Source organism: Acidovorax sp. (genome assembly GCF_016783915.1).
Lineage (GTDB): Bacteria > Pseudomonadota > Gammaproteobacteria > Burkholderiales > Burkholderiaceae_C > Acidovorax.
On record NZ_JADHVT010000052.1, the window covers coordinates 1 to 26801 of the forward strand.

Annotated in this window: 27 protein-coding genes; 16 read left to right on the forward strand and 11 right to left on the reverse strand. The window is 65.9% G+C overall.

Annotated elements, in window-relative coordinates:
• Both ISS20_RS11785 and ftsY read right to left on the reverse strand, forming a co-directional pair.
• Positions 1-1082, reverse strand: a 1082-nt coding sequence (locus ISS20_RS11785; protein ID WP_291436810.1) for a LytS/YhcK type 5TM receptor domain-containing protein, incomplete at its 3' end; no start/stop codon positions are given.
• A gap of 119 nt (positions 1083-1201) precedes the next feature.
• Positions 1202-2629, reverse strand: a complete 1428-nt coding sequence (gene ftsY / locus ISS20_RS11790) for a signal recognition particle-docking protein FtsY (protein WP_291436812.1) — start codon at positions 2627-2629, stop codon at positions 1202-1204.
• Between the two features lie 28 nt (positions 2630-2657).
• Here ftsY and ISS20_RS11795 point away from each other — a divergent pair, with 28 nt between their 5' ends.
• From ISS20_RS11795 to coaD, 4 genes are all read left to right on the forward strand, one after another.
• Positions 2658-4091 carry a pitrilysin family protein gene (locus ISS20_RS11795; protein WP_291436815.1) on the forward strand — a complete coding sequence of 478 codons (1434 nt, stop codon included), beginning with the start codon at positions 2658-2660 and terminating at the stop codon, positions 4089-4091.
• Between the two features lie 22 nt (positions 4092-4113).
• A complete protein-coding gene (locus tag ISS20_RS11800; protein WP_291436816.1) occupies positions 4114-5472 on the forward strand; it encodes a pitrilysin family protein in 1359 nt (452 codons plus the stop codon).
• Positions 5469-6176, forward strand: a complete 708-nt coding sequence (gene rsmD, locus ISS20_RS11805; RefSeq protein ID WP_291436818.1) for a 16S rRNA (guanine(966)-N(2))-methyltransferase RsmD — start codon at positions 5469-5471, stop codon at positions 6174-6176. Before ISS20_RS11800 ends, rsmD begins: the two co-directional genes overlap by 4 nt.
• A 132-nt stretch (positions 6177-6308) precedes the next feature.
• Entirely contained in the window at positions 6309-6815 is a 507-nt protein-coding gene (coaD, locus tag ISS20_RS11810; RefSeq protein WP_291436820.1) for a pantetheine-phosphate adenylyltransferase, read from the forward strand.
• A 113-nt stretch (positions 6816-6928) separates the two neighbouring features.
• Here coaD and ISS20_RS11815 read toward each other — a convergent pair whose 3' ends face one another.
• A complete protein-coding gene (locus ISS20_RS11815; protein ID WP_291436821.1) occupies positions 6929-7876 on the reverse strand; it encodes a LysR family transcriptional regulator in 948 nt (315 codons plus the stop codon).
• A gap of 127 nt (positions 7877-8003) precedes the next feature.
• Between ISS20_RS11815 and lysA the strand changes: the two genes are divergently transcribed.
• On the forward strand, positions 8004-9248 hold the full coding sequence (gene lysA, locus ISS20_RS11820) for a diaminopimelate decarboxylase (protein WP_291436822.1): 1245 nt from the start codon (positions 8004-8006) through the stop codon (positions 9246-9248).
• Positions 9249-9576: 328 nt separating this feature from the next.
• On the opposite strand, the gene ISS20_RS11825 is transcribed toward lysA, so the two are convergent.
• The 4 genes from ISS20_RS11825 to ISS20_RS11840 form a co-directional block, all read right to left on the reverse strand.
• Positions 9577-10593, reverse strand: a complete 1017-nt coding sequence (locus tag ISS20_RS11825; protein ID WP_291436824.1) for an NAD(P)H-dependent glycerol-3-phosphate dehydrogenase — start codon at positions 10591-10593, stop codon at positions 9577-9579.
• Between the two features lie 52 nt (positions 10594-10645).
• Positions 10646-11104, reverse strand: a complete 459-nt coding sequence (gene secB / locus ISS20_RS11830; protein WP_291436826.1) for a protein-export chaperone SecB — start codon at positions 11102-11104, stop codon at positions 10646-10648.
• 108 nt (positions 11105-11212) lie between these two features.
• A complete protein-coding gene (gene grxC / locus ISS20_RS11835) occupies positions 11213-11470 on the reverse strand; it encodes a glutaredoxin 3 (protein WP_015015481.1) in 258 nt (85 codons plus the stop codon).
• A 77-nt stretch (positions 11471-11547) separates the two neighbouring features.
• Positions 11548-11955, reverse strand: coding sequence for a rhodanese-like domain-containing protein (locus ISS20_RS11840; RefSeq protein ID WP_291436830.1), 408 nt, complete (start codon positions 11953-11955; stop codon positions 11548-11550).
• An 86-nt stretch (positions 11956-12041) separates the two neighbouring features.
• On the opposite strand from ISS20_RS11840, the gene gpmA reads away from it, so the two are divergent.
• The 4 genes from gpmA to ISS20_RS11860 all read left to right on the forward strand — a co-directional run bounded on the left by gpmA (position 12042) and on the right by ISS20_RS11860 (position 15749).
• Entirely contained in the window at positions 12042-12785 is a 744-nt protein-coding gene (gene gpmA, locus ISS20_RS11845) for a 2,3-diphosphoglycerate-dependent phosphoglycerate mutase (protein ID WP_291436832.1), read from the forward strand.
• Between the two features lie 122 nt (positions 12786-12907).
• Positions 12908-14344, forward strand: a complete 1437-nt coding sequence (locus ISS20_RS11850) for a S41 family peptidase (protein WP_291436834.1) — start codon at positions 12908-12910, stop codon at positions 14342-14344.
• Positions 14345-14449: 105 nt separating this feature from the next.
• Positions 14450-15199: a HesA/MoeB/ThiF family protein gene (locus ISS20_RS11855; RefSeq protein WP_291436836.1), complete on the forward strand. Its 750-nt coding sequence runs from the start codon at positions 14450-14452 to the stop codon at positions 15197-15199.
• A 112-nt stretch (positions 15200-15311) separates the two neighbouring features.
• On the forward strand, positions 15312-15749 hold the full coding sequence (locus ISS20_RS11860) for a response regulator (RefSeq protein ID WP_291436838.1): 438 nt from the start codon (positions 15312-15314) through the stop codon (positions 15747-15749).
• A 128-nt stretch (positions 15750-15877) separates the two neighbouring features.
• Here ISS20_RS11860 and ISS20_RS11865 read toward each other — a convergent pair whose 3' ends face one another.
• Entirely contained in the window at positions 15878-16510 is a 633-nt protein-coding gene (locus ISS20_RS11865; RefSeq protein WP_056065924.1) for a response regulator transcription factor, read from the reverse strand.
• Between ISS20_RS11865 and ISS20_RS11870 the strand changes: the two genes are divergently transcribed.
• The 7 genes from ISS20_RS11870 to ISS20_RS11900 all read left to right on the forward strand — a co-directional run bounded on the left by ISS20_RS11870 (position 16503) and on the right by ISS20_RS11900 (position 21975).
• Positions 16503-16628: a hypothetical protein gene (locus tag ISS20_RS11870; RefSeq protein ID WP_291436842.1), complete on the forward strand. Its 126-nt coding sequence runs from the start codon at positions 16503-16505 to the stop codon at positions 16626-16628. The two genes, ISS20_RS11865 and ISS20_RS11870, sit on opposite strands and share 8 nt — an antisense overlap.
• A 4-nt stretch (positions 16629-16632) precedes the next feature.
• Complete coding sequence (locus ISS20_RS11875) at positions 16633-18039, forward strand: CHASE3 domain-containing protein (protein WP_291436843.1); 1407 nt, start codon at positions 16633-16635, stop codon at positions 18037-18039.
• 345 nt (positions 18040-18384) lie between these two features.
• Positions 18385-18549, forward strand: coding sequence for a DUF1328 domain-containing protein (locus ISS20_RS11880; RefSeq protein WP_010463174.1), 165 nt, complete (start codon positions 18385-18387; stop codon positions 18547-18549).
• Between the two features lie 73 nt (positions 18550-18622).
• The gene (locus ISS20_RS11885; protein WP_291436845.1) at positions 18623-19015 is read left to right on the forward strand and encodes a hypothetical protein; all 393 of its coding nucleotides are present in this window, start codon (positions 18623-18625) and stop codon (positions 19013-19015) included.
• Positions 19016-19191: 176 nt separating this feature from the next.
• The gene (locus ISS20_RS11890; RefSeq protein ID WP_056066545.1) at positions 19192-19509 is read left to right on the forward strand and encodes a BON domain-containing protein; all 318 of its coding nucleotides are present in this window, start codon (positions 19192-19194) and stop codon (positions 19507-19509) included.
• A gap of 186 nt (positions 19510-19695) precedes the next feature.
• A complete protein-coding gene (locus tag ISS20_RS11895) occupies positions 19696-20871 on the forward strand; it encodes a putative zinc-binding peptidase (RefSeq protein WP_291436849.1) in 1176 nt (391 codons plus the stop codon).
• Between the two features lie 144 nt (positions 20872-21015).
• Positions 21016-21975 (forward strand): alpha-E domain-containing protein, encoded by a 960-nt coding sequence (locus ISS20_RS11900; protein WP_291436851.1) that lies wholly within the window; start codon positions 21016-21018, stop codon positions 21973-21975.
• On the opposite strand, the gene ISS20_RS11905 is transcribed toward ISS20_RS11900, so the two are convergent.
• The 3 genes from ISS20_RS11905 to ISS20_RS11915 all read right to left on the reverse strand — a co-directional run.
• Positions 21941-22930, reverse strand: a complete 990-nt coding sequence (locus tag ISS20_RS11905; protein WP_291436852.1) for a transglutaminase family protein — start codon at positions 22928-22930, stop codon at positions 21941-21943. The genes ISS20_RS11900 and ISS20_RS11905 overlap by 35 nt on opposite strands.
• A 2-nt stretch (positions 22931-22932) precedes the next feature.
• Positions 22933-25578, reverse strand: coding sequence for a circularly permuted type 2 ATP-grasp protein (locus ISS20_RS11910; RefSeq protein WP_291436854.1), 2646 nt, complete (start codon positions 25576-25578; stop codon positions 22933-22935).
• 158 nt (positions 25579-25736) lie between these two features.
• Positions 25737-26801 (reverse strand): transglutaminase family protein (locus ISS20_RS11915; protein WP_291436856.1); only part of this gene is annotated, 1065 nt, incomplete at its 5' end.

Here is a 26801-nt window from a genome sequence, read left to right on the forward strand (position 1 = left end):
GGGTAGCCGTACAGCTGCTCGGACGCCTGGTTCCAGTAGCTAGTGGTGCCGTCCTGCAGGTAGCCTTGCACCGAGATGGACGGGATGTTGCGCAGCAGCGAGCGAAAGCGCAGCTCGGACTCGCGCAGCGCACTTTCAGCCTGCTTGCGCTCGGTGATGTCGCGGGCCAGGAACACCACGGCTGCCTGGCCGCCCACCTGCACGCCCAGGGGCTGGGTGCGCCCTTCAAACTGGCGCAGTCCAGACAGGGTCTGCATCTCGTATTCCACGCTGTGGGTCTGGCCAGACTGCAGCGTTTCCTGGATGAGCGCCATGAACCGTTCGGCCTGCTCGGCGGGCAGCACATCCTGCAACCGCTTGCCCACAAGCACCGGGGCGCTGGCGACCAGCGCGGCGTCGTTGGGGGAGAGCACCTCTACATACCGGCCTTGGGCGTCGAGCACCAGCAGCACATCGGGAATGGCCTTCGTGATGGCATGCAGGCGTGCTGCCGTGCCAGTCAGCGCGTGCTCGGTGGCCATGCGCTGCTCCACGTCGTGCAGCAGCAAACCCAGCACCACGGTAGCGGGGGTGAAGGTCAGCAGATAGGGCAGGGCCAGCGTCTGGTTGATGCGCTGCACGGCCTCGGCAGGCAGCAGCTGAAACAGGGCGATCACAGCCATGTGCAGCAGCAGCCCGAACAGCGCAAGGGGGATGGGCTCTACCCCCAGCCGCCCACGGGCGCGGCCTTCGCGGTACACCAGCCCCAGCGCGGTGCACAGCACGATCACCATCAGCCCCACCTCGGCGCCCGCGCCACCCAGCCACAGACGGCCGGTGGCTGCCATCAGCGCAGCAATGCCCGCCACCAGCGGGCCGCCGAACAGGCCCGCCATGCTGAGCACCACCGAGCGTGCGTCGAAGATCACGCCCGGCATCAGCACCACCGGGGTGAGCATGCCCACCACGCAGATGCCGCCGAAGATCAGCCCCGAAAAGACCTGGCCCACCCACGGGTGCTTGCGCCAGACGCGGATGTTGAACCCGTGCAGAAAGCACAGCGCCAGCAGCAGCGCAACGCCTTTGACCAGCTCAATGAACATGGGCCTCCGTGCAATTCCAGGGGAAAGCCCATGATGGGGGAAACGTTGCGATTCGTAAACGTGTAAATGGCCCCGGATGGGGCCATTGCTCGGTGGGTGCAGGGCCGAAGCCTGCCCGATCAGCTCAGCAACGCCTGAGCGAACTCGCGGGCATTGAAGGTTTCCAGGTCTTCGAGCTTTTCACCCACGCCGATGAAATACACCGGAATGGGGCGCTCCTGTGCAATGGCGGCCAGCACGCCGCCCTTGGCCGTGCCGTCAAGTTTGGTGACGATCAGGCCGGTGAGCTGCAGTGCATCGTCAAACGCGCGCACCTGGGCCAGCGCGTTCTGGCCGGTGTTGCCGTCGATCACCAGCAGCACCTCGTGCGGGGCGGTGGCGTCGGCCTTGGTCACCACGCGGCGGATCTTTTTCAGCTCTTCCATCAGGTGCAGCTGCGTTGGCAGGCGCCCGGCCGTGTCTACCAGCACCACATCCTTGCCACGCGCCTTGCCTGCGGTCACGGCATCAAAGCTCACGGCGGCGGGGTCGCCGCCTTCCTGGCTCACGATCTCGACCGTGTTGCGGTCGGCCCACACACCCAGCTGCTCGCGCGCAGCGGCCCGGAAGGTGTCGGCCGCCGCCAGCAGCACGGCGGCGCCTTCACCCGCGAGGTGCTTGGTGAGCTTGCCGATGGAGGTGGTCTTGCCCGCGCCGTTCACGCCGGCCACCATGATCACGGTGGGGGTGTGCTCGCCAATCACCAGGGCTTTTTCGAGCGGGCGCAGCAGTTCTGCCAGCGCATCGGCCAGCAGGCCCTTAACGGCGGCGGGGTCGGTGGTCTTGCTGTCCTTGACGCGGCGCTTGAGTTCGGCCAGCAGGTGCGTGGTGGCCTTCACGCCGGTGTCGGCCATCAGCAGGGCCTCTTCCAGCTCCTCATACAGCGCGTCATCAATCTGTGTGCCGGTAAAGACGGTGGCAATGCTGCTGCCAGTCTTGCGCAGGCCGGCTTTCAGGCGATCCAGCCAGCCTTTGCGCTCAGGCGCCGGGGCAGGGGGCGCAGCCGAGGTTGCGGGTGCTGTCACTGGCGCAGGCGGTGGTGTGACGGGCGTGGGTGGCGCAACCGGCGCAGGTGCAGCAACGGAAATCGGGGGCGCCACGGAGGGCAATGCAGGGTTTGTAACCACTGGAGCAGCGGCGGGCGCTGTGGCTGCCGGTGCCGCAGGGGGCGGTGGGGTGACAACCGGTGCTATCGGTGGCATCGCCACGGGCGCTGGTGGGGTCAAAGTGACGGGCGCTGGTGCTGCGGGGGGCGGCGCAGTGGGCTCAGGGGCTTTGTTGCCAAACGGGTTGCGCAGCCAGCCAAAGCCTGCCGGGGCGGGCGCCGCCACGGGAGCCGGTGTAGCGGGCGCTGGCGGGTTGAGGGTAGCCGCGGGCGGCGTGGCGGGCAGGGGGGGCGCTGCGGGCGCAACCACGGTGGGCGACGGTGCGCCTACCGGCTGGGCCTGGGCGGGCGCATCGGCGGGGGCTGGCGAAGGAGCGGGCTTTTTCTTGAAAAAACTGAACATTGGCGGGTTCTTAGAATCACCCCATTCTATGAAACGCGCTTTCACCCTACTGGGCCTGCTGGCCTGCCTCTCGTCCGGGGCTGCCTTTGCGGCCACCACCCCGGTGTCTCAACCCTCCACCACGCCGTCCACCACGGCCTCTGGCGCGCAGCAGTTCACGCTCAAAAACGGCATGCAGCTCATCGTGCAGCCCGACCGCCGCGCCCCGACGGCGGTGCACATGGTCTGGGTGCGTGTGGGCTCCATGGACGAGGTGGATGGCACCTCGGGTGTGGCCCATGTGCTGGAGCACATGATGTTCAAGGGCACCAAAACCCTGCCACCGGGCGAGTTCTCGCGCCGCGTGGCAGCGCTGGGCGGCCGGGAGAACGCCTTCACCAGCCGCGACTACACCGGCTACTACCAGCAGATCCCGTCCAACCGGCTCGAAGATGTGATGAAGCTCGAATCGGACCGGTTTGCCCACAACCACTGGCCGGACGAGGAGTTCAAGAAAGAGATCGAGGTCGTCAAGGAAGAGCGCCGCCTGCGCACCGAGGACCAGCCCCGGGCCATGCTGGCCGAGCAGCTGTTTGCCGCCACCTTCAATGCATCGCCCTACCGCCGCCCCATCGTGGGCTGGATGAGCGACCTGGACGCGATGACGCCCGATGACGTGCGCGCCTTCCACCGCCAGTGGTACACCCCCACCAACGCCGCCGTGGTGGTGGCGGGCGATGTGGACGTGGCCCAGGTGCGTGCGCTGGCCGAGAAGTACTACGGCAGCCTGCCCGTGCATGCGCTGCCCGCGCGCAAGCCCCGCACCGAGCCCGAGCAAAAGGGCCTGCGCCGCATCGCCGTCAAGGCCCCGGCAGAACAGGCTTATGTGGCTCTGGCCTTCCGAGCGCCCAGCCTGGACCGCGTGGACAACCTCACCGACGAAGATCGCGATGCCCTCGCGCTGATGGTGCTGTCGGCCGTGTTCAACGGCTACGACGGTGCTCGGCTGGACCGCGCGTTGACCCAGGGCCCCAACCGCGTGGCCGACAGCGCCAGCAGCTCCGCCATGGTCACCGGGCGCGGCCCCAGCCTGTTCATGCTCAGCGGCGTGCCCGCTGCGGGCAAGACCGCCCAGCAGGTCGAAGACGCGCTGCGCGCCGAGGTGACCCGGGTGGCCAAGGAGGGGGTGAGCGAGGCTGAGCTGAACCGCGTGAAGACGCAGTGGATCGCCTCCACGGTGTACGAGCGCGATTCGGTGATGAGCCAGGCGCAGGAGCTGGGTGGCAACTGGGTGCAGGACTTTCCGCTGGATGCCAACGAGCGCCTGCTGGCCCTGCTGCGCACTGTGACTCCTGCGCAGGTGCAGGCCGTGGCCTCCAAGTATTTTGGCGACGACCAGCTCACCGTGGCCACGCTGCTGCCCCAGCCCCTGGACGCCCCCCGCGCCCGTCCCCAGCTGCCTGCCGGCGCTGCCATCCGCTGAACCCGCCCTGCGGAAACTGCCCATGATTACTATCAAAAACATAGCTGTCCGTGCTTTATGCACTAGCGCTATCGCCCTTTTTTCTTCCAATTCGGCGTGGGCGCTGCTGCCCATCCAGCACTGGACCGAACCCAACGGCGCCAAGGTCTATCTGGTCGAAAGCCCGGTCATCCCCATGGTGGACGTGCAGATCGACTTTGACGCCGGCACGCGCCGCGACCCGGCGGGCCAGTCCGGCTTGGCCAACGCCGTGGCGGCCATGGCCAGCAAAGGCGTGAAGGCCGGGCGCGACGCGAGCGCCGAGCCTGCGCTGGACGAAAACGGCCTGGGCGAGGCCTGGGCCGACTTGGGCGCCAGTTTTGAAGCCAATGCCGACAACGACACGCTGCACTACGTGCTGCGCTCGCTGACCGACGCGCCGCTGCTGGAACGCGCCGCGCGGCTGGCGGCCCGCCAGATTGCCGAGCCCACGACGACCGAAGACGTCTGGCAACGCGACCGTGCCCGCTGGAGCGCCAGCCTGAAAGAGGCCAACACGCGCCCCGCCACCGTGGCCAACCATGCGTTTGCCGCTGCGGTGTATGGCAACCACCCCTATGGCGTGCGCACCACCGAAGAGACGCTGGCGCGCATCGGCGTGGCCGACATGCAGGACTTTCACGCGCAGTACGTGGCCGCCTGCCGCGCCAAGGTCAGCATCGTGGGCGCCGTATCGCGCGCCCAGGCGCAGACGCTGGTGGCCACGCTGCTGTCGCGCCTGCCTGCCAGCACAGGCTGCGCCCCGCTGCCGCCTGTGGGCGAAGTGGCGGCGCTGACGGCACCTGCCGAGAAGACCATCCCGTTTGCATCGGCTCAGGCCCATGTGCTGATTGGCCAGCCGGGATTCCAGCGCCGCGACCCGGACTTTCTGGCGCTGCTGGTGGGCAACCATATCCTGGGCGGTGGCGGATTTGTCTCGCGGCTGACCAACGAGGTGCGTGAAAAGCGCGGGCTTTCCTACAGCGTGTACAGCTACTTCGCCTCCGGCCTGCATGCGGGCGCGTTCACTGTGGGCCTGCAGACCCGACCCGACCAGGCGGCCCAGGCCGTCAAGGTGTCGCGCGACGTGATTGCCCGCTTTGTGGCCGAAGGCCCTACCGAGGCCGAGCTGCGCGCCGCCAAGGACAACCTCATCGGCGGCTTTGCGCTGCGCATCGACAGCAACAAGAAGCTGCTGGGCAATGTGGCCAACATCGCCTGGAACGACTTGCCGCTGGATTACCTGGACCAGTGGGCGAAGAAGGTGGAAGCCTTGACCGTAGCCGACGTGCGCACCGCCATGGCACAGAAGCTGCAGCCCGAGCGCATGGTCACCGTGGTGGTGGGAGGCAAACAGCCATGAGCCGATCTACCCTGCGCGGCAGCGCCATCACTGCCGAAATCCGCAAGGCCCAGGCCGCCGCAGCCGCAGTGCCGGTGGACCCCAAGGCCTCCAAGAAAAACGCCAAGGACAAAGCTGCGGCGGCTGCCGCCCCCAAGGGCGCAGGCGAAATCCGCATCATCGGCGGGCTATGGAAGCGCACCCGCCTGCCCGTGGCCCAGCGCCCCGGCCTGCGCCCCACGCCCGACCGCGTGCGCGAAACCCTGTTCAACTGGCTGGGCCAGGACCTCTCTGGCTGGCGCTGTCTGGACGCGTTTGCAGGCACGGGTGCGCTGGGGCTCGAAGCCGCTTCGCGCGGCGCCGCGTCGGTGCAACTGGTGGAGAGTGACGCGGCGCTGGTGGCACAGCTGCAGGTGCTGCAGGCCAAGCTGCAGGCCAGCGCCGTGCGCGTGCAGCGCGGCGACGGCGTGGCCGCCCTCAAGCAGGCCGCGCCCGCCAGTGTGGACCTGGTGCTGCTGGACCCGCCGTTTGACAGCGACCTGTTTGCGCCCGCTCTCCGGGCCGCAGCCAAGGCCGTGGCCGCAGAGGGCTTCATCTACCTCGAAGCCCCCCGCGCCTGGACGGACGACGAACTGGCCCCCAGCGGCCTGGCCGTGTACCGGCACCTGAAGGCAGGCGCCGTGCATGCGCATCTGCTGCGCCCTGTGGCCGTCACCACCGGCTGAGCGAACGCCGGTTCATGTTGCACTGCACTGCATAATGCGCGCACGCGGCCCGAAGGCCCTGCGGAACGGGTGGTTTGCCCGTTCCCAGGGCCCGGGCCAACGTCCATACAGCCAGACAGGAGACAACCAGCCATGGCCCAGAACGTGCTCGCCGTGTACCCCGGAACCTTTGACCCCATCACACTGGGTCATGAAGACGTGGTGCGCAGGGCCACCCAGTTGTTTGAACGTGTGATCGTGGCTGTGGCGGCGGGCCACCACAAGAAGACCCTGTTTTCGCTGGAAGAGCGGATCGAGATGGTGCGGGATGCCGTGAAGATGTATCCCCAGGTGCAGGTCGAGCCCTTCTCGGGCCTGCTGCGCGACTTTGTGGTGTCGCGCGGCGGCAAGGCCATGGTGCGCGGCCTGCGCGCCGTGACCGACTTTGACTACGAGTTCCAGCTGGCGGGCATGAACCGCAGCCTGATGCCGCAGGTGGAGACGGTGTTCCTCACGCCCAGCGACAAGTACCAGTTCATCAGCAGCACCTTTGTGCGCGAGATCGCCGTGCTGGGCGGCGAGGTGACCAAGTTCGTGTCGCCCTCGGTCGAGGAGCGGCTGGCGGTCAAGGTGCGCAGCCTGGCGGCGCCGGGCGGCTGAAGACTGTGGCCAGAATGCACAAGGAGCCACGGTGAAGGCTCTTTTGTGCCGATAGCGCTAGTGCAATCTGCCCATGCTGCTATCAAAATAATAGTTTCATGGTTCTTGCTGCCTCAGCCCCTGCCGGGCGGCAGCCGGGCTGCAATGGCCTGGGCCTGCGCGCGCAGGGCCTCCAGCATGGGCGCCACCTCGGGCAGGGGCGGGCGGTACAGTGGCAGCAGCGCCGTCACGCTGAACGGGATGGAAAACGCCAGGCGCCGCAGCACCAGCCGCTCGCTGGCTGCTGCCAGGGCGGTGACCGGGTTGACAATGGCAACGCCCAGGCCCTGCTCGACCATGGCGCACACCGCTGCGGCGCTGTGGGTTTCCACGCGCAGCGTGCGCTCCACGCCCCCCTCGGCAAACCGGGCGTCGATCAGGCGGCGGTAGGGGTCGTCTGCCGAGAGGCTCACAAAAAACTCGCCTCCAAAATCGGTCAGATCGAGCACGGTCTTGTGGGCCAGCGCGTGGCCTGCGGGCAGCACGGCCACCTCGTCCAGGGTCAGCAGCACCTCGGCGCGGGTGCCGGGCGGGGCGCTGGTCTGCTCGCACAGGCCCAGGTCAAACCGCTGGGCGCTCATCCATTCTTCGAGCAGGGGCGATTCCTGCGGTGTGACGGACAGGCGCGCCTCAGGCTGCGCCTGCATCAGCCGTGCCGCCGCACCCGGCAGCAGTGCATGGGCCAGCGCGGGCAGGCACAGCACCGATAGCTGCACGGCCCCCGACCGGCCCAGGGCTACGGCCCGGTCCACCACACGCTCCAGCCCCTGCCAGGACCGTTGTACCTCGTCCCACAGCGCCAGCGCCCGTGCGTTGGGGCGCAGGCGGCCTTGCGCGCGCTCGAACAGCGCATAGCCCAGCAGCGACTCCAGCCGCGCCAGCTCGCGGCTCACGGTGGGTTGCGAGCTGTGCAGCAGGTCGGCCGCGCCGGTGGCGCTGCCGGCGGTCATCACGGCGCGGAAGACCTCGATGTGCCGGTGGGTGATCCGGTGGGCCAGGGGCGAGTCGGTCAGTCCAGTCATGGGTAGAGCATATCCATATTGAATGGATGGCGTAAATCAAAGCATTCGACCAAATACTTCGCGGCGGGCATGATGCGGGCCATCGTTCACGTTGTGCCGCACCTGTTGCTGGCTTTGGAGCCTTTGCATGTCCAACCCCTTTTCTCCCGCCCAGCTCTGGGCGCTGGCCGACCAGTTTGGCACCCCGCTGTGGGTGTATGACGCGGCCACCATCCGCCAGCGCATTGCGCAGGTGTCCAATTTCGAGACCATCCGCTTTGCGCAGAAGGCCTGCTCCAACATCCACATCCTCAAGCTCATGCGCGAGCAGGGCGTGAAGGTGGATGCCGTCTCGCGCGGCGAGATCCTGCGTGCGCTGGCGGCGGGGTATGTGGCGGGCGGTGAGTCTTCCGAGATCGTCTTCACCGCCGACCTGTTCGACGCCGCCACGCTCGACTGCGTGGTGGAACACGGCGTGCCCGTCAACGCTGGCTCGATCGACATGCTGCACCAGCTGGGCGCGCGTTCGCCCCGCCACGCGGTGTGGCTGCGCATCAACCCTGGCTTTGGCCACGGCCACAGCAACAAGACGAACACGGGTGGCGAGCACAGCAAACACGGCATCTGGCACACGGACCTGCCTGCGGCGCTGGCCGCGATCAAGCAGCATGGTTTGACACTGGTGGGCCTGCACATGCACATCGGCTCGGGCGTGGATTACAGCCACCTGCAGGAAGTGTGCGGTGCCATGGTCAACCTGGTGCGCACGGCGCATGCGGCCGGGCATGACCTGCATGCCATCTCGGCCGGTGGTGGCCTGTCCATCCCCTACCGCAGCGGCGACCCCGTGGTCGACACCCAGCACTACCACGGCCTGTGGGACGCCGCGCGGCAGCAGGCCGAGGCCATCGTGGGCCACCAACTGGGCCTGGAGATCGAGCCCGGCCGCTTCCTGGTGGCCGAATCCGGCGTGCTGCTGGGCCAGGTGCGCGCCACCAAGAACGCGGGCAACAACCACTTTGTGCTGGTCGATACCGGCTTTAACGAACTCATGCGCCCGTCCATGTACGGCAGCTACCACGCCATGAGCGTGCTGCGCCGCGATGGGTCCACGGCGGCAGAGCACCCCACGGTGGTGGCGGGTCCGCTGTGCGAGTCTGGCGACGTGTTCACCCAGGGCGACGGCGGCGTGGTGCTGCCGCGCGACCTGCCTGCCGCGCAGGTGGGCGACCTGCTGGTGATCCACGACACGGGTGCGTATGGCGCCAGCATGTCCTCCAACTACAACACGCGGCCTTTGATTGCCGAGGTGCTGGTGGATGGCGGCCAGGCCCGCCTGATCCGCCGTCGCCAGACGGTGGACGAGCTGCTGGCGCTGGAGCTGGGGCTGTAAGCCCGGCTGGGGGCTGCGCGCGTGGTGCGTGGCTGCCAGTCGAAGTCGGCGGGGTAGGTGGGGGCCTACGGGCAGGCGCTGCAAAGCCGGACAACGGCGCCGCGGGGTGAGAAATACAGTGAAAACACCTGACCTTCTCACCCTTTCAAGGAGATTCTCATGCCTCTCATTGCCTGGCTACTTGGCGTCCCACTGTCGGTTGTTTTGCTGCTGATGTTGTTCGGAGTGTTTTGAACACAGTCCGCTGACAGTACCGCACTGGCAGCGCCAATACAAAAGGCCGCTGCGGCATGCCGCAGGGGCCTTTTTTCTTTCGCGCTTCTTTGGTTCAGGTCAGCTCGGACGCAGGCCCGCGCCCCATGAGCGTGACCACCGCATCGGCCGGGGTGAGCTGGCCATCGAGCAGCGCAACCACCGCACGGGTGATGGGCATGTCCACCCCCAGCGCAGCCGCCCGCTGCGCCACGGTGCGGGCGCTGTAAACGCCCTCCGCCACGTGGCCCAGCGACTCGACGGCCTGCTGAAGGGTTTTGCCCTCGGCCAGCAGCATGCCCACGCGCCGGTTGCGCGACAGGTCGCCGGTGGCGGTCAGCACCAGGTCGCCCAGTCCCGACAGGCCCATGAAGGTGTCGGGCCGCGCGCCCAGCGCCAGGCCCAGCCGCGTCATCTCGGCCAGACCGCGCGTGATGAGTGCGGCGCGGGCGTTCAGCCCCAGCGCCAGCCCGTCGCACAGGCCGGTGGCAATGGCCAGCACGTTCTTCACCGCGCCGCCCACTTCCACGCCCACGATGTCTTCGTTGGCGTATACGCGCACGCTGGGGCTGTGGAAGGCGCTCACCAGTGCATCGCGCACCTGGGCATGGGCGCTGGCCGCCACCAGGGCGGTGGGCTGGCCGAGTGCCACCTCTTGCGCAAAGCTGGGGCCGCTGAATACGCCTGCTATCAAATCAGGAGCTACTTGTGCTTGTATTTCGTGCGCCAGCAATCCAAAAGATGATGAATCGACACCAAGAGGTGCCGCCTCGAACCCCTTGCACAGCCAGGCCACAGGTGCAGCGCAGCCATGCAAGGCCTGCAGCATGCCGCGCAAAGCCGCCATGGGCGTGGCCACGATGACGAGGTCGGCCCCGGTCCACAGCGCAGCAAAGTCGCCATGGGCCAGAGTGATGGAGGGGGGGAGGGTGATGCCGGGCAGGTAACGCGCGTTCTGCCGCTGCGTCTGCATCTGGGCCGCCTGGGCGGCATCGCGCGCCCACAAGGTGACGGCATGGCCTGCGGGGTGCTGGGCGGCACTCATGGCCACCGCTGTCCCCCAGGCTCCAGCGCCCAATACTATGATTTTCATAGCTGTATGCGCTTATTCATCCAGCACTACAGGCAAAAATGCCTGTAAATGCTTATTGCGTGATGATGGGCGAGGCCTGGCCGGCAGCCTGGGCTTGCTGTTGCTCGTACATGGCTTGGAAGTTGATTTCGGCCAGGTGCACGGGCGGGAAGCCGGCGCGGTTGATGATGTCGGCCACGTTGCCACGCAGGTAGGGGTACACGATCTGCGGGCAGGCGATGCCCATGATGGGACCCATCTGGTCTTCAGGCACGTTGCGGATTTCGAAGATGCCGGCCTGCTTGGCTTCGACCAGGAACACGGTCTTGTCCTTGATCTTGGTCTGCACGGTGGCGGTCACAGCCACTTCAAAGATGCCTTCGGCCACGGGGGTGGCTTCCACGCCCAGCTGGATGTCCACGCTGGGTTGCTCTTGTTCGATCAGGATGGCGGGGGAGTTGGGTTGCTCCAGAGACATGTCCTTGAGGTAGACGCGCTGGATCTGGAACACGGGGTTTTCTTGGTCGGCCATGGTGAAGTCTCTTTGCTCTTACGAAATTGCTAGCAAAACAAAACCCGCCGGGGAGCAGCTCCCGCAGCGGGCACATGGGGCTGCATTATGCAGCGCCCAGACAGGGGGTCAGGCGCCGAGCAAGGGCATCAGCTCGCCACGGCTGTCCAGCGCCACCAGATCGTCGTGGCCACCGACATGGGTGTCGCCGATGTAGATCTGCGGCACCGTGCGGCGGCCGGTGATTTCCATCATGTGGCTGCGCGCGGCGGGGTCGGTGTCGATGCGGATCTCCTCGATCTGCTCCACGCCCTTGGACTTGAGGATCTGCTTGGCCCGGATGCAGTAGGGGCAGACGGCGGTGGTGTACATCTTCACGGGTTGCATGGCGGACCTTCCTCTTTCTTCCTGTGGGGCAAAAAACCAGTCAAGAGACTAGCGCTGACCGAATAACTGGGGGCGGGTCAGGCTTTTTCCACAGGCAGGCTGGCTTCGCGCCAGGCCTTGAGCCCACCGGCCAGTGCCTGGGCGTTTTCATAGCCCAGCTTCTTGGCGATACCGACAGCTCGGTTGGCGCGGGCGCCGCTGGCGCACACCAGCACCACGGGCAGGGCTTTGTTCTTGACCACGGTGGCCAAGCGCTCTTCGAGTTGGCCCAGCGGCACGTTCTTGGCGCCGTTCACGTGGCCTGCGGCAAATTCCTCGGTTTCGCAGACGTCGATGACCACCGCTTTTTCGCGGTTGATGAGCTGCACGGCGCGTGCTGGCGTCAGCGAGCCGCCACTGGCGTTCTTGAGGACCGGCCACAGCAACATGCTGCCCGAAGCCAGTGCAACGAGGAACAGATACCAGTTATCAATAATGAATTTCACGAAGCTTCCTTGGGTTGGCGAACAGCGTAATTCTAGAATGCTGGGTTTTGGCCCGCATTTTTTGACCTGCCTTTCCTGGGGAAACCATGTACAAGCTCGTTCTGATTCGCCACGGCGAATCCACCTGGAACCTTGAAAACCGCTTCACCGGCTGGACCGATGTGGACCTCACGCCGACCGGCGTCTCCCAGGCCATGTCGGCCGGCAAGCTGCTCAAGGCCGAGGGCTACGAGTTCGACCTGGCGTTCACCAGCGTGCTCAAGCGCGCCATCCACACCCTGTGGTACGCCCTCGACGAGATGGATTGCACCTGGTTGCCCGTGGTCAAGGACTGGCGCCTGAACGAGCGCCACTACGGCGCCCTGCAGGGCCTGAACAAGGCAGATATGGCCAAGCAGTACGGCGACGAGCAGGTGCTGGTGTGGCGCCGCAGCTATGACACGCCTCCGCCAGCACTGGAAGCCACCGACCCACGCAGCGAGCGCAGCGACCGCCGCTACACCGGTGTGGCGGCCGAGAACGTGCCCCTGACAGAGTGCCTGAAAGACACCGTGGCCCGCGTGTTGCCGTTCTGGAACGAGGCCATGGCGCCCGCCATCCGCTCGGGCAAACGGGTGGTGGTGGCTGCACATGGCAACTCCATCCGCGCGTTGGTGAAGTACCTGGACAACATCTCCGAGTCCGACATCGTGGGCCTGAACATTCCCAACGGGATTCCACTGGTATACGAGCTCGACGCCGACCTCAAGCCCATCCGTCACTACTATCTGGGCGATGCGGAAGCGGCGGCCAAGGCCGCAGCCGCCGTGGCATCGCAGGGCAAAGCGTAAATCGCAGGTAAAGAGCGGGGAAAACCCCGCTTATCCCCGCCAAAGTGAGCATCCATGCGGAACTGCGGCGGGTTTGGCCCTTCCAAGGTGTATATTGGTTTTGAAGCGGTAAAAGGTGTTGTATGGGCCACAAACTCAAGATTGCAGGATGGGTATCGGTAGGCGTGGTGGCGGGTGCGCTCACCACGGTGTCACTGCAAACGGTGGCGCGTGGCGCCATGACGCCGTTGCCGCTCGAAGAAATCCAGCAGTTGTCCGCCGTGTTCGGCTTGGTCAAGACCGATTACGTCGAGCCGGTGGATGACAAAAAGCTCATCACCGACGCCATCTCCGGCATGGTGTCCAGCCTGGATCCGCACTCCCAGTATTTCGACAAGAAGTCCTTCAAGGAATTCCGCGAGGGCACTTCGGGCCGTTTTGTGGGCGTGGGTATCGAGATCACACAGGAAGACGGTCTGATCAAGATCGTGTCGCCCATTGAGGGCTCGCCCGCCTTTCGTGCCGGCCTCAAGACCAATGACCTGATCACCAAGATCGACGAAACTGCCGTCAAGGGGCTGGCGCTCAACGACGCTGTCAAGCGCATGCGCGGCGAGCCCAGCACCAAGGTCACGCTCACCATCTTCCGCAAGGACGAGAACCGCACGTTCCCCGTCACCATCACGCGCGAAGAGATCAAGACCCAGTCCGTCAAGGGCAAGATGATCGAGCCTGGCTACGCCTGGATTCGCCTGTCGCAGTTCCAGGAACGCACGGTGGATGACTTCGTGCGCAAGGTGGAAGAGGTCTACAAGCAGGACCCTAACCTCAAGGGCCTGGTGCTGGACCTGCGCAACGACCCGGGTGGCCTGCTGGACGCAGCCGTGGCGATCTCTGCGGCCTTCCTGCCCGAGAACGTGACGGTGGTGACCACCAATGGGCAGCTGGCCGACAGCAAGGCTACTTATAAGGCTGCCCCTGACTATTACCAGCGCCGGGGTGGCGGTGACCCGCTCAAACGCCTGCCTGCGTCGCTCAAGTCGGTACCTCTGGTGGTGCTGGTCAACGAAGGCTCTGCCTCCGCCAGCGAAATCGTGGCCGGCGCGCTGCAAGACCACAAGCGTGCCACCATCATGGGCAGCCAGACCTTCGGCAAGGGATCGGTGCAGACCGTGCGCCCGCTGGGCCCTGACACGGGAATCAAGCTGACCACAGCCCGCTACTACACCCCCAGCGGCAAGTCGATCCAGGCCAAGGGCATCGTGCCCGACGTGATGATCGACGAGTCGGAAGAGGGCAACATCTTTGCCGCGTTGCGCATGCGCGAGGCCGACCTGGACAAGCACCTGAACAGCGGCCAGGGCGAAGAGAGGAAGGACGAAGCCCGCGAAAAGGCCCGCGAGGAAGCCCGCAAGCGAATGGAAGAAGAGGCCAAGAAGCCTGCGGCCGACCGCAAGGTGCCCGAGTTTGGCTCGGACAAGGACTTCCAGCTGGTGCAGGCCCTCAACCAACTCAAGGGCCGTCCTGTGCTGGTCAGCAAGACGCTGACAGAGCGCAAGGAAGAAAAGAAAGAGAATTGAGCCTTTCGCGCTCCGACCCAGGGCTGGATTTCGCGAGGAATCCAGCCTTTTTCATGTTGGCCTGTTTCACCGTTGTTTTATTGGCCGTTGCGGGCCAGCCCTCCCATGACCGATGACCAGCTCCTGCGCTATTCCCGCCACATCTTGCTCGACGAGGTGGGCATTGAGGGGCAGGAGCGGGTGCTTGCGGCCCATGCACTCATCATCGGCGCGGGTGGGTTGGGGTCGCCTGCCGCGCTGTACCTAGCGTCTGCTGGTGTGGGCCACATCACGATCGTCGATGACGATGTGGTGGACCTGACCAACCTGCAGCGCCAGATTGCACACACCACCGCGCGTGTGGGCAGCCCCAAGGTCGAGTCGGCGGCGCAGGCCATGGCCGATATCAACCCCGAGGTACGGGTCAAGGCACTGAAAACCCGGGTGGACGCAGCCGCTTTGGACAATCTGGTGCGCGATGCCACAGTGGTGCTCGACTGCAGCGACAACTATGCCACCCGCCAGGCGGTCAACGCTGCATGTGTGCGCCATACCAAGCCGTTGGTGGCGGGTGCGGTGATCCGGTTTGATGGCCAGATCACGGTGGTGGACCCGCACGATATGCAGTCGCCGTGCTATGCCTGCATCTTCCCGCCCGAAGCGGAGTTTGAAGAAGTGCGCTGCTCCACGATGGGTGTGTTTGCGCCGCTGGTAGGCGTGGTGGGGGCGATGCAGGCGACCGAGGCGCTCAAGCTGATTGCGGGCGTAGGGCAGTCGCTGGCTGGGCGGCTGCTCATGCTGGACGGCCGAGCCATGGAGTGGAGCACCATGCGCGTTCAACGCCATGCCCACTGCCCAGTGTGTGTTGCGCGGTAGGATTTTTCCTACATGGCCAGCGTGTTGCGGCTGGCAGAATCCGGCGCATGGAAGCCTTAAATTCAAGGTTAGGACAGCGTGACCTGCACTGTCCGTACACATGGACCCGCCCGTGAAATTGCGCACCTACATTGTTGAAGACAACGCGACCATCCGCGAGAACCTGATCGGAACTCTGGAGGAGTTGGCGTCTGTGGAAGCGGTGGGTGTGGCAGAAACCGAAGACGAAGGCACTAACTGGCTGTCTGCACACCCCGAGGAATGGGACTTGGCCATCGTTGATCTGTTCTTGCGCCAGGGCAGCGGATTGGGTGTGCTGGCTGCCTGCCGCACGCGGCGGCCCGGCCAGAAAATGGTGGTGCTCAGCAATTACGCCACGCCGGATGTGCGCATGCGCTGTGCGCAGCTGGGTGTGGATGCGGTGTTTGACAAATCCAACGAGATCGACGCGTTGGTGGACTACTGTGTGCATCACAGCGGTCCGGCCCACGGGATGGATGCCGGCAATAACGGCGGTGCGTCTGCCGCCCCATCGGGCTTGCCCCAGTGACATCATCCGCCGCCGCGTGCGTAGGTGCATGCGGCAGTCGGAGGGGCGTATTTTTCCTGCCTTTTTTGAGCTCCGTAGCAAGGCCTGCCCAGGCCCTGCAGCACCGGGTGCAGACAGGGGCCTGTATGTCAGTCGATCAAGCGATTCTTGAGCGCGTAGTAGGTGAGGTCACTGTTGGAAGACAGACTCATCTTTTCCATCAGGCGCGTGCGGTACGTACTCACCGTCTTCACACTCAGCGACAGCGATTTGGCAATATCGCCTGCCGTCTCTCCCTTCGCCAGCTTGAGGAACACTTGAAACTCGCGCTCCGACAGCTGCTCGTGCGGTGGCGCATCGTCCTTGCGGTTGAGTTGCTGCGCCAGCAGTTCGGCCACGGCAGGCGTGAGGTAGCGGCGGCCCAGCGCGATGGTGCGGATGGCCTCCACGATTTCCGACGGCTCACACTCCTTGTTCAGGTAGCCGCTCGCGCCCTGGCGGATCAGGTTGATCGCGTAGTGCTCCTCGGGGTACCCGCTCAGGATCAGAATGCCCATGTCCGGCGCTTTGGCGCGAAGCATGGCCAGTGCATCGAGCCCACTCTGGCCAGGCATCGACAGGTCCATGAGCAGCACGTCTATTTCCTTGTTACGGACCAGGTCAATGGCTTCGCGGCCATTGGCGGCCTCGCCTTCCACCCGCAGGTCCACGTGCTCCGACAGAAACTGCCGCAGCCCGGAACGAACAATCGCATGGTCATCCACAATGCCGATCTTGATCATTGATGCTTCTTTCGAGGCGGCAGCAGATGTGCTGCCGGTGTGTATTGAAGTCCAGGCGCTCGGCATGTCGTTACATGGCTGGCGCACCTGGCAGGTAACGGGCCATTATCCAGAATAAGCGTATGAATCTCCAAGAAAACACCCGGCGTTGGTTACCAAAAGTCCGCCAGATGGCGTTGAGCCTGCCCATGGCGCTGCTGGCGGCCATGGTGCTGGTGGGCATAAACGAAACAGGGCACATGCGTTCGCAGGACGCGGTGGAACAGCTGGCCCAAGGCCTGACCACGCGGGCCGATGTCAACAAGCTGCTGCAAAGCATGCTGGATGCCGAAACCGGCCAGCGGGGTTATTTGCTCACCGGTAACGAGACCTACCTGGAGCCTTATGACAAGGCCGTGGCGACCGTTCAGACCAACTTGGACCGCTTGCGTAAGCAATTCATGTCTTCGCCCGAGGACATGCAGGAGTTCGCGTTGCTGTCCCGGCAGATCTCGCGCAAGCTGGCCGAGATGGAGCTGAGCCTGCGTCTTCGCCGCCAGGGCAACGAAGACGCGTGGAAGTTCATCTTGAACACCGACGTGGGCAAGGAGCACATGGAGGCGATCCGGCAACATGCGCAAGAGCTGATCACCCGCAGCGACCAGCGTCTGCAGCAGGGGCGTGAGCAGATCGAGCAGTCGCTGATGCTGTCGCGCATTGGCATTGCCACGGTCACTGCCATCGGCCTGCTGGCGTTTTACATGTACCTGCGCCAGACACAGGCCGTGCAGGCCGTCAACCAGCGCGAGCAGGAAGTGCTGGAGCGCGAGCGCGACCGTCTGGAGGGCCTGGTGCGCGACCGTACGGCTACGCTGTCCGAATTGGCGAACCACCTGCAGCAGGTGCGCGAAGAAGAACGGGGCCATCTGGCGCGGGAACTGCACGATGAGCTGGGCGCACTGCTGACGGCCGCCAAGCTTGATGTGGCGCGCCTCAAGTCCAAGATTGATGCCACCGCGCCGGACATCGCCGAGCGTCTCAAGCATCTGACGGAGACGCTCAACAGCGGCATTGCCCTCAAGCGTCGCATCATCGAAGACCTGCGCCCATCGTCGCTGTCCAACCTGGGGCTCACGGCCGCGCTGGAAATATTGACGCGCGAATACGCCGAGCGTGCAGGCATCGAGGTCGAGACCAGCCTGGAGGCGGTGCAACTGCCCGATGCGGCCCAGCTCACGGTGTACCGCATGGTGCAGGAGGCGTTGACCAACATCGGCAAGTACGCCAAGGCCAGCAAGGTGCTGGTGTCGGTGCATGGCTACCCCACGCATGTGGCGGTGCAGGTGCGCGATGACGGCGTAGGGTTTGACCCCGCCACCGTGCGCCCCACATCGCACGGCCTGGCAGGCATGCGCCACCGCGTCGAAGCGGCGGGGGGACGCCTCACACTCACCTCGCGGCCGGGCAATGGCACCTTGTTGTCTGCCGTGTTGCCGCTGCCACGCACCTCGTCGGAGCCGCGCCGCAACGCCGCTGCACACGACGCCTGAGTTCCTGCGCAGGTGCTGAGGCGCTGGCCGCCTCATTCCCTATCTCCTCTCTATCTGTTGCATCGTCGGGCCTGCATGGGCGGCCGGAGGAAGTGCCCATGGCAAACGTCAGGTAGCCATGCATGGCGGTCTGACGCCCGTAGTGTTGCCATTGATTAAGCCCCGGCATCGTGCAACGCGGGCGAGTGCGTGCTGTCCTACACCGCACCCACTGCATCGCCGACACGCGTGCGCGCCGCACACCGGCAGCCGCCACGCAACGCGATGCTTACAGTCAATCCCAGGCGCTGAGGTTCTCGTGCCACCCAATCTGCCGGCAAGCCGGCCACCCATAAGGAGATGGAAATGTTGCACTACGCAGTTGTTTTTCTGGTGATCGCGCTGATTGCAGCTCTCTTCGGTTTTGGCGGTATTGCTGCCGGTGCCGTGGGCATTGCGAAGATCCTGTTCTTTGTTTTCGTGATCATGGCTGTAGTCACCTTTGTGCTGGGGCTCCTCAAAAAGGGGTGAGTCTGGCCGCAACGTCTGGACCACCGTCCCCCCTCGCAAATCCCCTGTACCCCATACCCCAAGGAGTTTCCCCATGAGCTTTCAGACTGCTACCGACAAAGTAACCCACGGTGTTCGCAACCTGGCCGACGACGTGCTGCAAAGCGCGCAAGATGCGGTGCAGACTACCCGGGCCGCAGCCGACCAGTCGCTGGACAAGGCCGAAGAAAGCGTGCGCGCCCTGCGCCGCCAGGCCGACCCGGCAATTGACGACCTCGCCACCCGCGCACAGGACCTGGCAGCCCGCAGCATCGACTACTGCGCCGAGACCAGCGCACGCGCACGTCGCCAGATCCAGCAGGCAGCCGATGTCACTGGCAAGTACGTGGCCGAGCAACCCGGCAAGTCGCTGGTCATCGCTGCCGCATCGGGCGCGTTGCTGGCAACCGTAGCGATGTGGATGTCCCGCCGGCGCAATGCATACTGAGGGCTAGCGCACTGGTGTTTGCACGCCGGTGCATTGCCTGTAGCCCGCAGTGCATGGATGCCCGCCTGCGCTGCCCCTTTCCCACAGTCCGCCGGTCGCGGAGGGTGCAACAGACCGGAGGACTGAACATGTCCCAGCACCCGCGTTCCCAACCATTCTTGAACAAGGAAAACACCATGAAATACGCACGTGCCCTAGCTTTCGCCGCTGTCGCCGGCATCACCATCGTCACAGCCACCGGCTGCTCGGTGGCCCGCGAACAACAAACCGTTGGCTCCTATGTGGATGACGCCGGCATCACCACCGCCGTGAAGGCCAAGATGGCAGAAGACAAAAATGTGTCGGCCACCTCCATCAGCGTGGAGACGCTCAACGGCACGGTGCAGCTCTCGGGCTTTGCCAAGTCGCAGGCTGAAAAGAACCAGGCCGAAAACATTGCGCGCAACACCAAGCATGTGCGCGAAGTGCGCAACAGCATCGTTGTGCGTCCCTGACCAGTGGGGCTGACGCCCTGCACCAGGGGCCTCGCGCCCCTGGCGCAGCGGCTTTGACCCTGAAGCAGGCTCCGGGCATGTCCCGGGGCCTGCTTTTTTCATGGTCCCACCCTGGCGCTGTACCGGGGGTGGCCCATGCGTTGTTCATTCTCATTGCTCCAGTCCACGGGGTATAAGCTCCACACCATGCGGGTATTCAATTGCGACCATTGCGGTCATCTGGTGTTTTTCGATAGCGTGCAGTGCCTGCATTGCGGCAGTGCGCTGGCCTTCTTGCCCGATGTGCTGACCATGGCCGCCCTGGCCCCTGCGCCGCAGGACGGAGCCGACCTGTGGCGCCGCCAGGGCGGGCAGGGCAGCGCCCACTACAGCGGGCGCCTGTACCGCATGTGCCGCAACCACACAGACCACCAAGCCTGCAACTTTGCGATACCCGCCAACGATTTCTCGGAGCTGTGCGTATCGTGCCGCCAGACCCGGGTGATGCCCGACCTGTCCGAGCCGGCTAACATGGGGCGCTGGATGCAGATCGAAGCGGCCAAGCGGCGGCTGTTCTACAGCCTGGCCCGTCTGGGCCTGGAGCCTGCGCCCGGGCGTACCGGTCCGGTGTTCGAGTTTCTGGCTGAGGTGCCGGGTGGCCCGCCGGTGCTGACGGGCCACCACAGCGGAACGATTACGCTGAATGTGGCCGAGGCGGACGACGATGAACGCGCGCGCCGCCGCATCGCGCTGGGTGAGCCCTACCGCACCCTGATAGGCCACCTGCGCCATGAGTCCGGTCACTTCTATTGGGACCAGCTGGTGCGCGACGGCGGGCGGCTGGACGACTTTCGACAGATGTTTGGTGACGAGAGCCAGGACTATGCAGCGGCGCTGGAGGCGCACTACGCCAAGGGCAGCGAGGGCAGTGACTGGGCCGACCACCATGTGAGTGCCTATGCCGCCGCCCACCCCTGGGAAGACTGGGCTGAAACCTGGGCCCATTACCTGCACATGATCGACCTGCTGGAAACCTCGGCCAGCTATGCCACCGAGGTCACCATTCCTGGCATCTACGGTGCGCAGCGCAGCACCGCCATCGACCCCTTTAGCAGTCCGGCGCCCGACTTTCAGTCCATGGTGCAACACCTGGTGCCGCTGACGCTGCTGCTCAACAGCCTTACGCGCAGCCTGGGGCAGCCAGATGCCTATCCGTTTGCGTTGGCGGGCGAGGTGCTGGCCAAGCTTCGGTTTGTGCATGACGTGGTGCGCGAAGCCGCCCGGCGACCCGCGCCAGTCGCCGCTCCGGCTCCGCAGCCCGCACTGGCTCCCAAACAAAATTTCAAAAAAGATAGCAAAATAACCAGTAAGGACGTGCGCTAGAGCCACTTTTGCCTAAGGTTTTGTCTGCATCAAAGAGCGACTAGGGTGGCGGCCTGGAACTTGCTACGTGTCTGCCATGGGCCTGTTGAAACCCCGTGAGCAGCCAGTACCGAGCCACACACGACGCCAAGGGAGGGCGCGACCATGCTGAGCCGCACCGCTGACCATCTTTTCTGGATGGCACGCTACACCGAACGCGCCGAAAACACGGCGCGCATGCTGGATGTGAATTACCAGAGCGCGCTGCTGCCCCAATCGACCGAGGCCGCTACCCTGGGCTGGCAGGGCTTGCTGTCCATCAGCGAACTGCTGCCTGCCTACATCGCTCAGCATGGCGAGGTGACGCCCGCCAAGGTGCTCGACTTCATGGTCAAGGACCCGTCCAACCCGTCGTCCATCGTGGCCTGCCTGCAGGCTGCGCGCGAGAACGCGCGGGCCGTGCGCGGTACGCTCAACACCGAGGCCTGGGAGATCCAGAACCAGACCTGGCTCGAAGTGAACCGCCTGATCGCCAGCAGTGCACTGGAGCAAGACCCGGCGCGTTTCTTCGAATGGGTGAAGTTCCGCTCGCACCTCTCGCGGGGTGTGACGGTGGGCACCATGCTGCAGGACGAGGCGCTGCACTTCATGCGCCTGGGCACCTTTCTGGAGCGGGCCGACAACACGGCGCGGCTGCTGGACGTGAAGTTCCACGCGGTGCAGAGCGACTTCATGGGCGCGGCCACGGCGCAGGACCAAGACCACGATTTCTACCACTGGAGCGCCATCTTGCTCAGCGTGTCGGGCTTTGAGACCTACCGCAAGGTGTACCGCGACGTGATCACGCCCGAACGTGTGGCCGAGCTGCTGATCCTGCGGGCCGACATGCCGCGCTCACTGCACGCTTGCATGAAAGAGGTGCTGGGCAACCTCGACATGCTGGGCAGCGGCCAGTCGGCCGAGACCCAGCGGCACGCGGGGCGGCTGCTGGCGCACCTCAAGTTCGCACGCATCGATGAAATCCTGACCCATGGACTGCATGCCTACCTCACCCAGTTCCTGGAGCGGGTGAACGACTTGGGCGCGCGGATCAGCCGGGATTTTCTGGTGCCTGCGGCGGTGTGAGGGGCGTATCTGGCGCGTCTGGCGCAGCGGCCATAGCGGCCGTAGCGGCCGTAGCGGCGGGCACCGGCTCCACCGTCACGCCCACCTGCAGCACATGGTGGTCGCCGCCGTGGATCACGCCGCGCAGCGGCGACACATCCGAAAAATCGCGGCCGATGGCCAGAGTCACATAGTCCTCGCCCGCCGCGCGGTCGTTGGTGGGGTCCAGGTCAAACCAGGTGTTCTCGTCCAGCTCGCTGTCCCTGTCATCTGCTGAAGGCGACCACACCGACACCCACGCGTGCGAGGCATCGGCGCCCACCAGCCGAGGCTGGCCGGGCGGGGGCTCGGTCACCAGGTAGCCGCTCACATAGCGGGCTGCCAGGCCCAGGCTGCGCAGGCAGCCAATCATCACGTGGGCAAAGTCCTGGCACACGCCCCGGCGCAGCCGCAGCGATTCGAGCGCGGGCGTGCCCGCGTCGGTGGCGTTGGATGTGTAGGCAAAGTCGGCATGGATGCGCGACATCAGGTGGCGGGCGGCCTGCATCAGCGGGCGGCCGGGTGCAAAGCTCTCGGCGGCATAGGCCACACAGTCGGCATGCCGGGGAATGTAGGGCGAGGCAAAGCTGAACTCGGTGGCCGCGTGGTAGGGCTGGCCGCGCCGATAACCCAGTCGCTCGCGCACGGCCTCCCAAGGCTCGCCGGGCGGTGCAGCGGGCACGGGCAGGGTCTCCAGCAGGCTTTCGGCGCGCACCCGCAGTTGCTCGTGGGTGAACGGCAGGCTGAAGAACGCGCGGGTGTTGCCAAACACGTCCTGCACCATGTTGCACTGTGTTGGGGCGGGATCCACCTGCAGGCTGTGGGTCAGCACGCGCTGCACCACACCGGTGCGCGGACGCAGATGGGCCATGTGCTGGGCGTTTTGTACCGCCGGGCTGTAGTGGTACACCGTTTCGTGGATGACGCGCAGCTTCATGGTCAAGCTCCTACGCTGTGCCGAAGTGCATCCGCCGAATGCGTGAAGTAGCGCGTGGCCAGTACATCCGACAAGCCCATCACGCCCCGCACACACCGGCCCAGATATTCCTCCAGCGCGGCATGGCGCCCCTCGGCGTCCTGTGCGCACAGGGCCACCAGCGACAGGTCGGACGCCTCCGGGATGCCCGTGGCGGCAGATTCGCCGGGCGTGCCCGCGGCCGCTTCGATCTTGGCAATGCGCCCGCGCAGCGTCTGTGCCACCCAGGCCAGCGAGCGGGGGTTGTCGCGGTCGATCACCAGCAGGTCCAGCAGGGCGGGCATGTCGCGCCGCTGCTGGTACTGCGCGTGGAAGGTGATGGTGCTGTCAAACAGCGCCACCATGGCCTCAAAGCCGCCCTCATCGTGCACGGCGCCGGTCTGCAGGCCGCTTTCCAGCGCCGAGGCCAGAAAACCCAGGCGCTCCAGGTGGCGCCCGATGGACAGCAGGCGCCAGCCGTCGTCGCGGGTCATGCGGTCGGTCTGCTGGCCCGTCATGGCGGCGGTGTGGCCGCTCAGCCCTTCCAGCTGGCGCAGCGCGTCCAGCGGCGAATAGTCGCCGTCGTCTTCGGCCCCTGTGCGGGGCGCAAAAAACTCCGCCTCGGCGCGCACGATGAGGTTCCAGTGTTCCTGCGACAAACGGTCGCGCACGGCCGAGGCCGCACCCAGGATGCCGCGCAGGTTGTAGCCCACGCTGGTCACCTGCGCGGGCTGCGTCAGCCCGGCGATCAGCGAGCGCTCGAACACGCGCCGTGCCTGCCCGGCCGCAGGCACGGTCGGCAGCACCAGCCCCTGGCTCACGCCCATGGCGCTCAGCCAGGTCAGCAGCGGCTGGGAGGTCTGGTCCTCGCCATTGAGGCATTGCAGCGTGATGCGCGCCAGGCGCGTGACGTTCTCGGTGCGCTCGGTGTAGCGGCCCAGCCAGAACAGGTTTTCGGCCGCGCGGCTGGTCACCTGGCGGCTGCGGTGCACCACGGCGGGCGCGGCCTGGTTGTGGGCCAGCAGCGTGGTGGTGTCAACGGGGCCATCGGTCTGCACCCATACGTCGGCGCTGCTGCCGCCGCGCTGCATGGATGTAATGCCGCTGTCGCCCTGGGCCAGGCGGGCCAGCCCGCCCGGCAACACGCGCCACGAGCCGGGGCCGTCGCACACCGCAAACACGCGCAGCATCACCGAGCGGGGGGCGGTGGGGCCACCGCCCTGGCCCGCACCCTCTGCGGCGTCACTGCGCCAGGTGGGCATTTGCGACAGCGGCAGGTGGGCCTGCACGGTGTATTCGTCGCCCTGGGCCTCGATGCGAGCGGACCACTGCGTCAGGTCTTGTGCCGACAGCGCACCGCCCAGCACGGGCACGCGCTGCGCCATGGGCCAGGTGGGGCGGATCACGCTGTGCGCAAGCTGCGGCAGCACCGCCTGCATGGCCGAGCGCTCGCCACACCACCAGGTGGGCAGCGAGGGCAGGGCCAGCTCTTCGCCCAGCAGGTGGCGCGACAGCGCGGGCATGAAGCCCAGCAGCGCCGACGATTCGAGGAACGCCGAGCCCGGCGCATTGGCCACCAGCACATTGCCCGCGCGGATGGCCTGCAGCAGGCCTGGCACGCCCAGGCGCGAGTCGCTGCGCAGCTCCAGTGGGTCCAGAAACTCGTCGTCCAGGCGCTTCAAGATGCCGTGCACCGGCTGCAGGCCGTGCAGCGTCTTGAGGTACAGGCGCGCGTCGCGCACCGTGAGGTCGTTGCCCTCCACCAGCGTCAGACCCAGGTAGCGCGCCAGGTACGCGTGCTCAAAGTAGGTCTCGTTGTACGGGCCGGGCGTGAGCAGCACGATGCGCGCATCCGCCCCCGCCGGGCTCATCTGCCGCAGCCCGTCGAGCAGTGCGCGGTAGGTGGCGGCCAGGCGCTGCACATGCATCTGGCTGAACGCCTCGGGGAACAGGCGCGAGATGAGCAGCCGGTTCTCCAGCAAATACCCCAGGCCTGAGGGCGCCTGCGTGCGCTGCGTCACCACCCACCAGTCGCCCTGCGCGTCGCGCGCCATGTCGAACGCCGCGATGTGCAAATGGGTGCCGCCCACGGGCTGCACGCCATGCATGGCGCGCAGGTAGCCCGGGTGGCCCTGCACCAGCGCGCTGGGCAGCAGGCCTTTGCGCAGCAGCTCCTGCGGGCCATACACGTCGCCCATCACGCGGTTGAGCAGGCGTGCGCGTTGCAGCACGCCGCGCTCGATGTGTGCCCAGTCGCCCTGCGAAAGGATCAGCGGGAACAGGTCCACCGACCAGGGCCGTTGCGGGCCGTCGGCGTCGGCATAGACGTTGTAGGTGATTCCGTTGTCGCGCACCTGGCGCTGCAGGCTCTGCATGCGCCGGTCCAGGTCCTGGAAGCCCTCGGGCCCCAATTGATCAAAGAATTGGCCCCAGGCGCCAGTGATATCTGGCTTGTTTGCTATTGATTTGGGAGTGGCTGATGCAGTGGCAGCGCCGGGGGCGTCCGCCACGCTGGCACCCCGCAACTCGTCAAAATGCCCGGCCGCCGCAGCGGGCGCCAGTGCAGCCGCCAACTGGGCTGCGCTGTCAGAAGGGTCGGGGGTGGGGAGGCTGTCGTTGAGGTGGTTCACTGCGCTCGATTTTCGGGCATTTGGTCGACAACACTCTGCGGGTAACCCGCACCGTCGAAACTGGCGGGGCCGATGCCAGAGACGCCAAGCAAGGGCCGCCCCGCAGCAAGGGCGTCGTCCCCCTGGGGGGAAGGCGCGCAGCGACTCAGGGGGCTTCTCTACCTCCGCATCTTGCGCCGCAGATCCAGTGTGAACGGAAACTCCCGGCTGCCCGGCAGTTCAATGGTCGCAGGCGGCACCGCCAGCCTGCCCGGCGTGTGGCCCATGCGCGAGAAGCGCGCCAGGCGCCGGCTTTCGGCCTCATACGCGTTGACCGGGAAGGTGTCGTAGTTGCGCCCGCCCGGGTGTGCCACGTGGTACTGGCAGCCGCCGAGCGAGCGGTTCATCCAGGTGTCCACGATGTCGAACGTGAGCGGCGCATGGGCGCCAATGGTTGGGTGCAGGGCCGAGGGCGGGTTCCAGGCCTTGTAGCGCACACCGGCCACAAATTCACCGGTGGTGCCGGTGCTTTGCAGCGGCAGCGGCTGGCCGTTGACGGTGACCACATGGCGGCTTTCGTTCATGCCCGTCACGCGCACCTCGATGCGCTCCAGCGACGAGTCCACATAGCGCACGGTGCCCCCGGCGGAGCCTTCCTCGCCCATCACATGCCAGGGCTCCAGCGCGTTGCGCAGGGTCAGCTCCACGCCCATCGACTTCACCGTGCCGACCATGGGGAAGCGGAACTCGAACTGCGGTGCAAACCAGGCCGCGTCAAACGCGTAGCCTGCGGCGTTCATCTCGGCCACCACGTCGTGCATGTCCTGCTGGATGAAGGTGGGCAGCATCCAGCGGTCGTGCAGCTCGGTGCCCCAGCGGGCGGCGGGGGCGCGGTACGGCGTCTTCCAGAAGCGGGCGATCAGGGCGCGCAGCAGCTGCTGCTGCACCACGCTCATGTGGGCGTGGGGCGGCATCTCGAACGCGCGCAGCTCCAGCAGGCCCAGCCGGCCGGTGCTGCTGTCGGGCGAGAACATCTTGTCGATGGAAAACTCGCTGCGGTGCGTGTTGCCCGTCACGTCCACCAGGATGTTGCGCAGCGTGCGGTCCACCAGCCAGGGCGGCATGTCCTGGCCATAGGTTGCGCGGTTGGCCTCGATCTCCCGCAGCGCGATCTCCAACTCATACAGCTGGTCGTTGCGGGCCTCGTCCACGCGCGGCGACTGGCTGGTGGGGCCGATGAACAG

Bases quoted from the DNA above. Each gene is read 5' to 3' on its own strand.
- ISS20_RS11800 (WP_291436816.1), top strand. From the start codon at position 4,114: ATGATTACTATCAAAAACATAGCTGTCCGTGCTTTATGCACTAGCGCT.
- secB (WP_291436826.1), bottom strand. From the start codon at position 11,104: ATGGCCGACCAAGAAAACCCCGTGTTCCAGATCCAGCGCGTCTACCTC.
- ISS20_RS11890 (WP_056066545.1), top strand. From the start codon at position 19,192: ATGAAATACGCACGTGCCCTAGCTTTCGCCGCTGTCGCCGGCATCACC.
- ISS20_RS11855 (WP_291436836.1), top strand. From the start codon at position 14,450: ATGACCGATGACCAGCTCCTGCGCTATTCCCGCCACATCTTGCTCGAC.
- ISS20_RS11895 (WP_291436849.1), top strand. From the start codon at position 19,696: ATGCGGGTATTCAATTGCGACCATTGCGGTCATCTGGTGTTTTTCGAT.
- grxC (WP_015015481.1), bottom strand. From the start codon at position 11,470: ATGCAACCCGTGAAGATGTACACCACCGCCGTCTGCCCCTACTGCATC.
- rsmD (WP_291436818.1), top strand. From the start codon at position 5,469: ATGAGCCGATCTACCCTGCGCGGCAGCGCCATCACTGCCGAAATCCGC.
- ISS20_RS11875 (WP_291436843.1), top strand. From the start codon at position 16,633: ATGAATCTCCAAGAAAACACCCGGCGTTGGTTACCAAAAGTCCGCCAG.
- ISS20_RS11815 (WP_291436821.1), bottom strand. From the start codon at position 7,876: ATGACTGGACTGACCGACTCGCCCCTGGCCCACCGGATCACCCACCGG.
- coaD (WP_291436820.1), top strand. From the start codon at position 6,309: ATGGCCCAGAACGTGCTCGCCGTGTACCCCGGAACCTTTGACCCCATC.
- ISS20_RS11885 (WP_291436845.1), top strand. From the start codon at position 18,623: ATGAGCTTTCAGACTGCTACCGACAAAGTAACCCACGGTGTTCGCAAC.
- lysA (WP_291436822.1), top strand. From the start codon at position 8,004: ATGTCCAACCCCTTTTCTCCCGCCCAGCTCTGGGCGCTGGCCGACCAG.
- ISS20_RS11825 (WP_291436824.1), bottom strand. From the start codon at position 10,593: ATGAAAATCATAGTATTGGGCGCTGGAGCCTGGGGGACAGCGGTGGCC.
- ISS20_RS11850 (WP_291436834.1), top strand. From the start codon at position 12,908: ATGGGCCACAAACTCAAGATTGCAGGATGGGTATCGGTAGGCGTGGTG.
- ISS20_RS11900 (WP_291436851.1), top strand. From the start codon at position 21,016: ATGCTGAGCCGCACCGCTGACCATCTTTTCTGGATGGCACGCTACACC.
- ISS20_RS11905 (WP_291436852.1), bottom strand. From the start codon at position 22,930: ATGAAGCTGCGCGTCATCCACGAAACGGTGTACCACTACAGCCCGGCG.
- ISS20_RS11880 (WP_010463174.1), top strand. From the start codon at position 18,385: ATGTTGCACTACGCAGTTGTTTTTCTGGTGATCGCGCTGATTGCAGCT.
- gpmA (WP_291436832.1), top strand. From the start codon at position 12,042: ATGTACAAGCTCGTTCTGATTCGCCACGGCGAATCCACCTGGAACCTT.
- ISS20_RS11795 (WP_291436815.1), top strand. From the start codon at position 2,658: ATGAAACGCGCTTTCACCCTACTGGGCCTGCTGGCCTGCCTCTCGTCC.
- ftsY (WP_291436812.1), bottom strand. From the start codon at position 2,629: ATGTTCAGTTTTTTCAAGAAAAAGCCCGCTCCTTCGCCAGCCCCCGCC.
- ISS20_RS11865 (WP_056065924.1), bottom strand. From the start codon at position 16,510: ATGATCAAGATCGGCATTGTGGATGACCATGCGATTGTTCGTTCCGGG.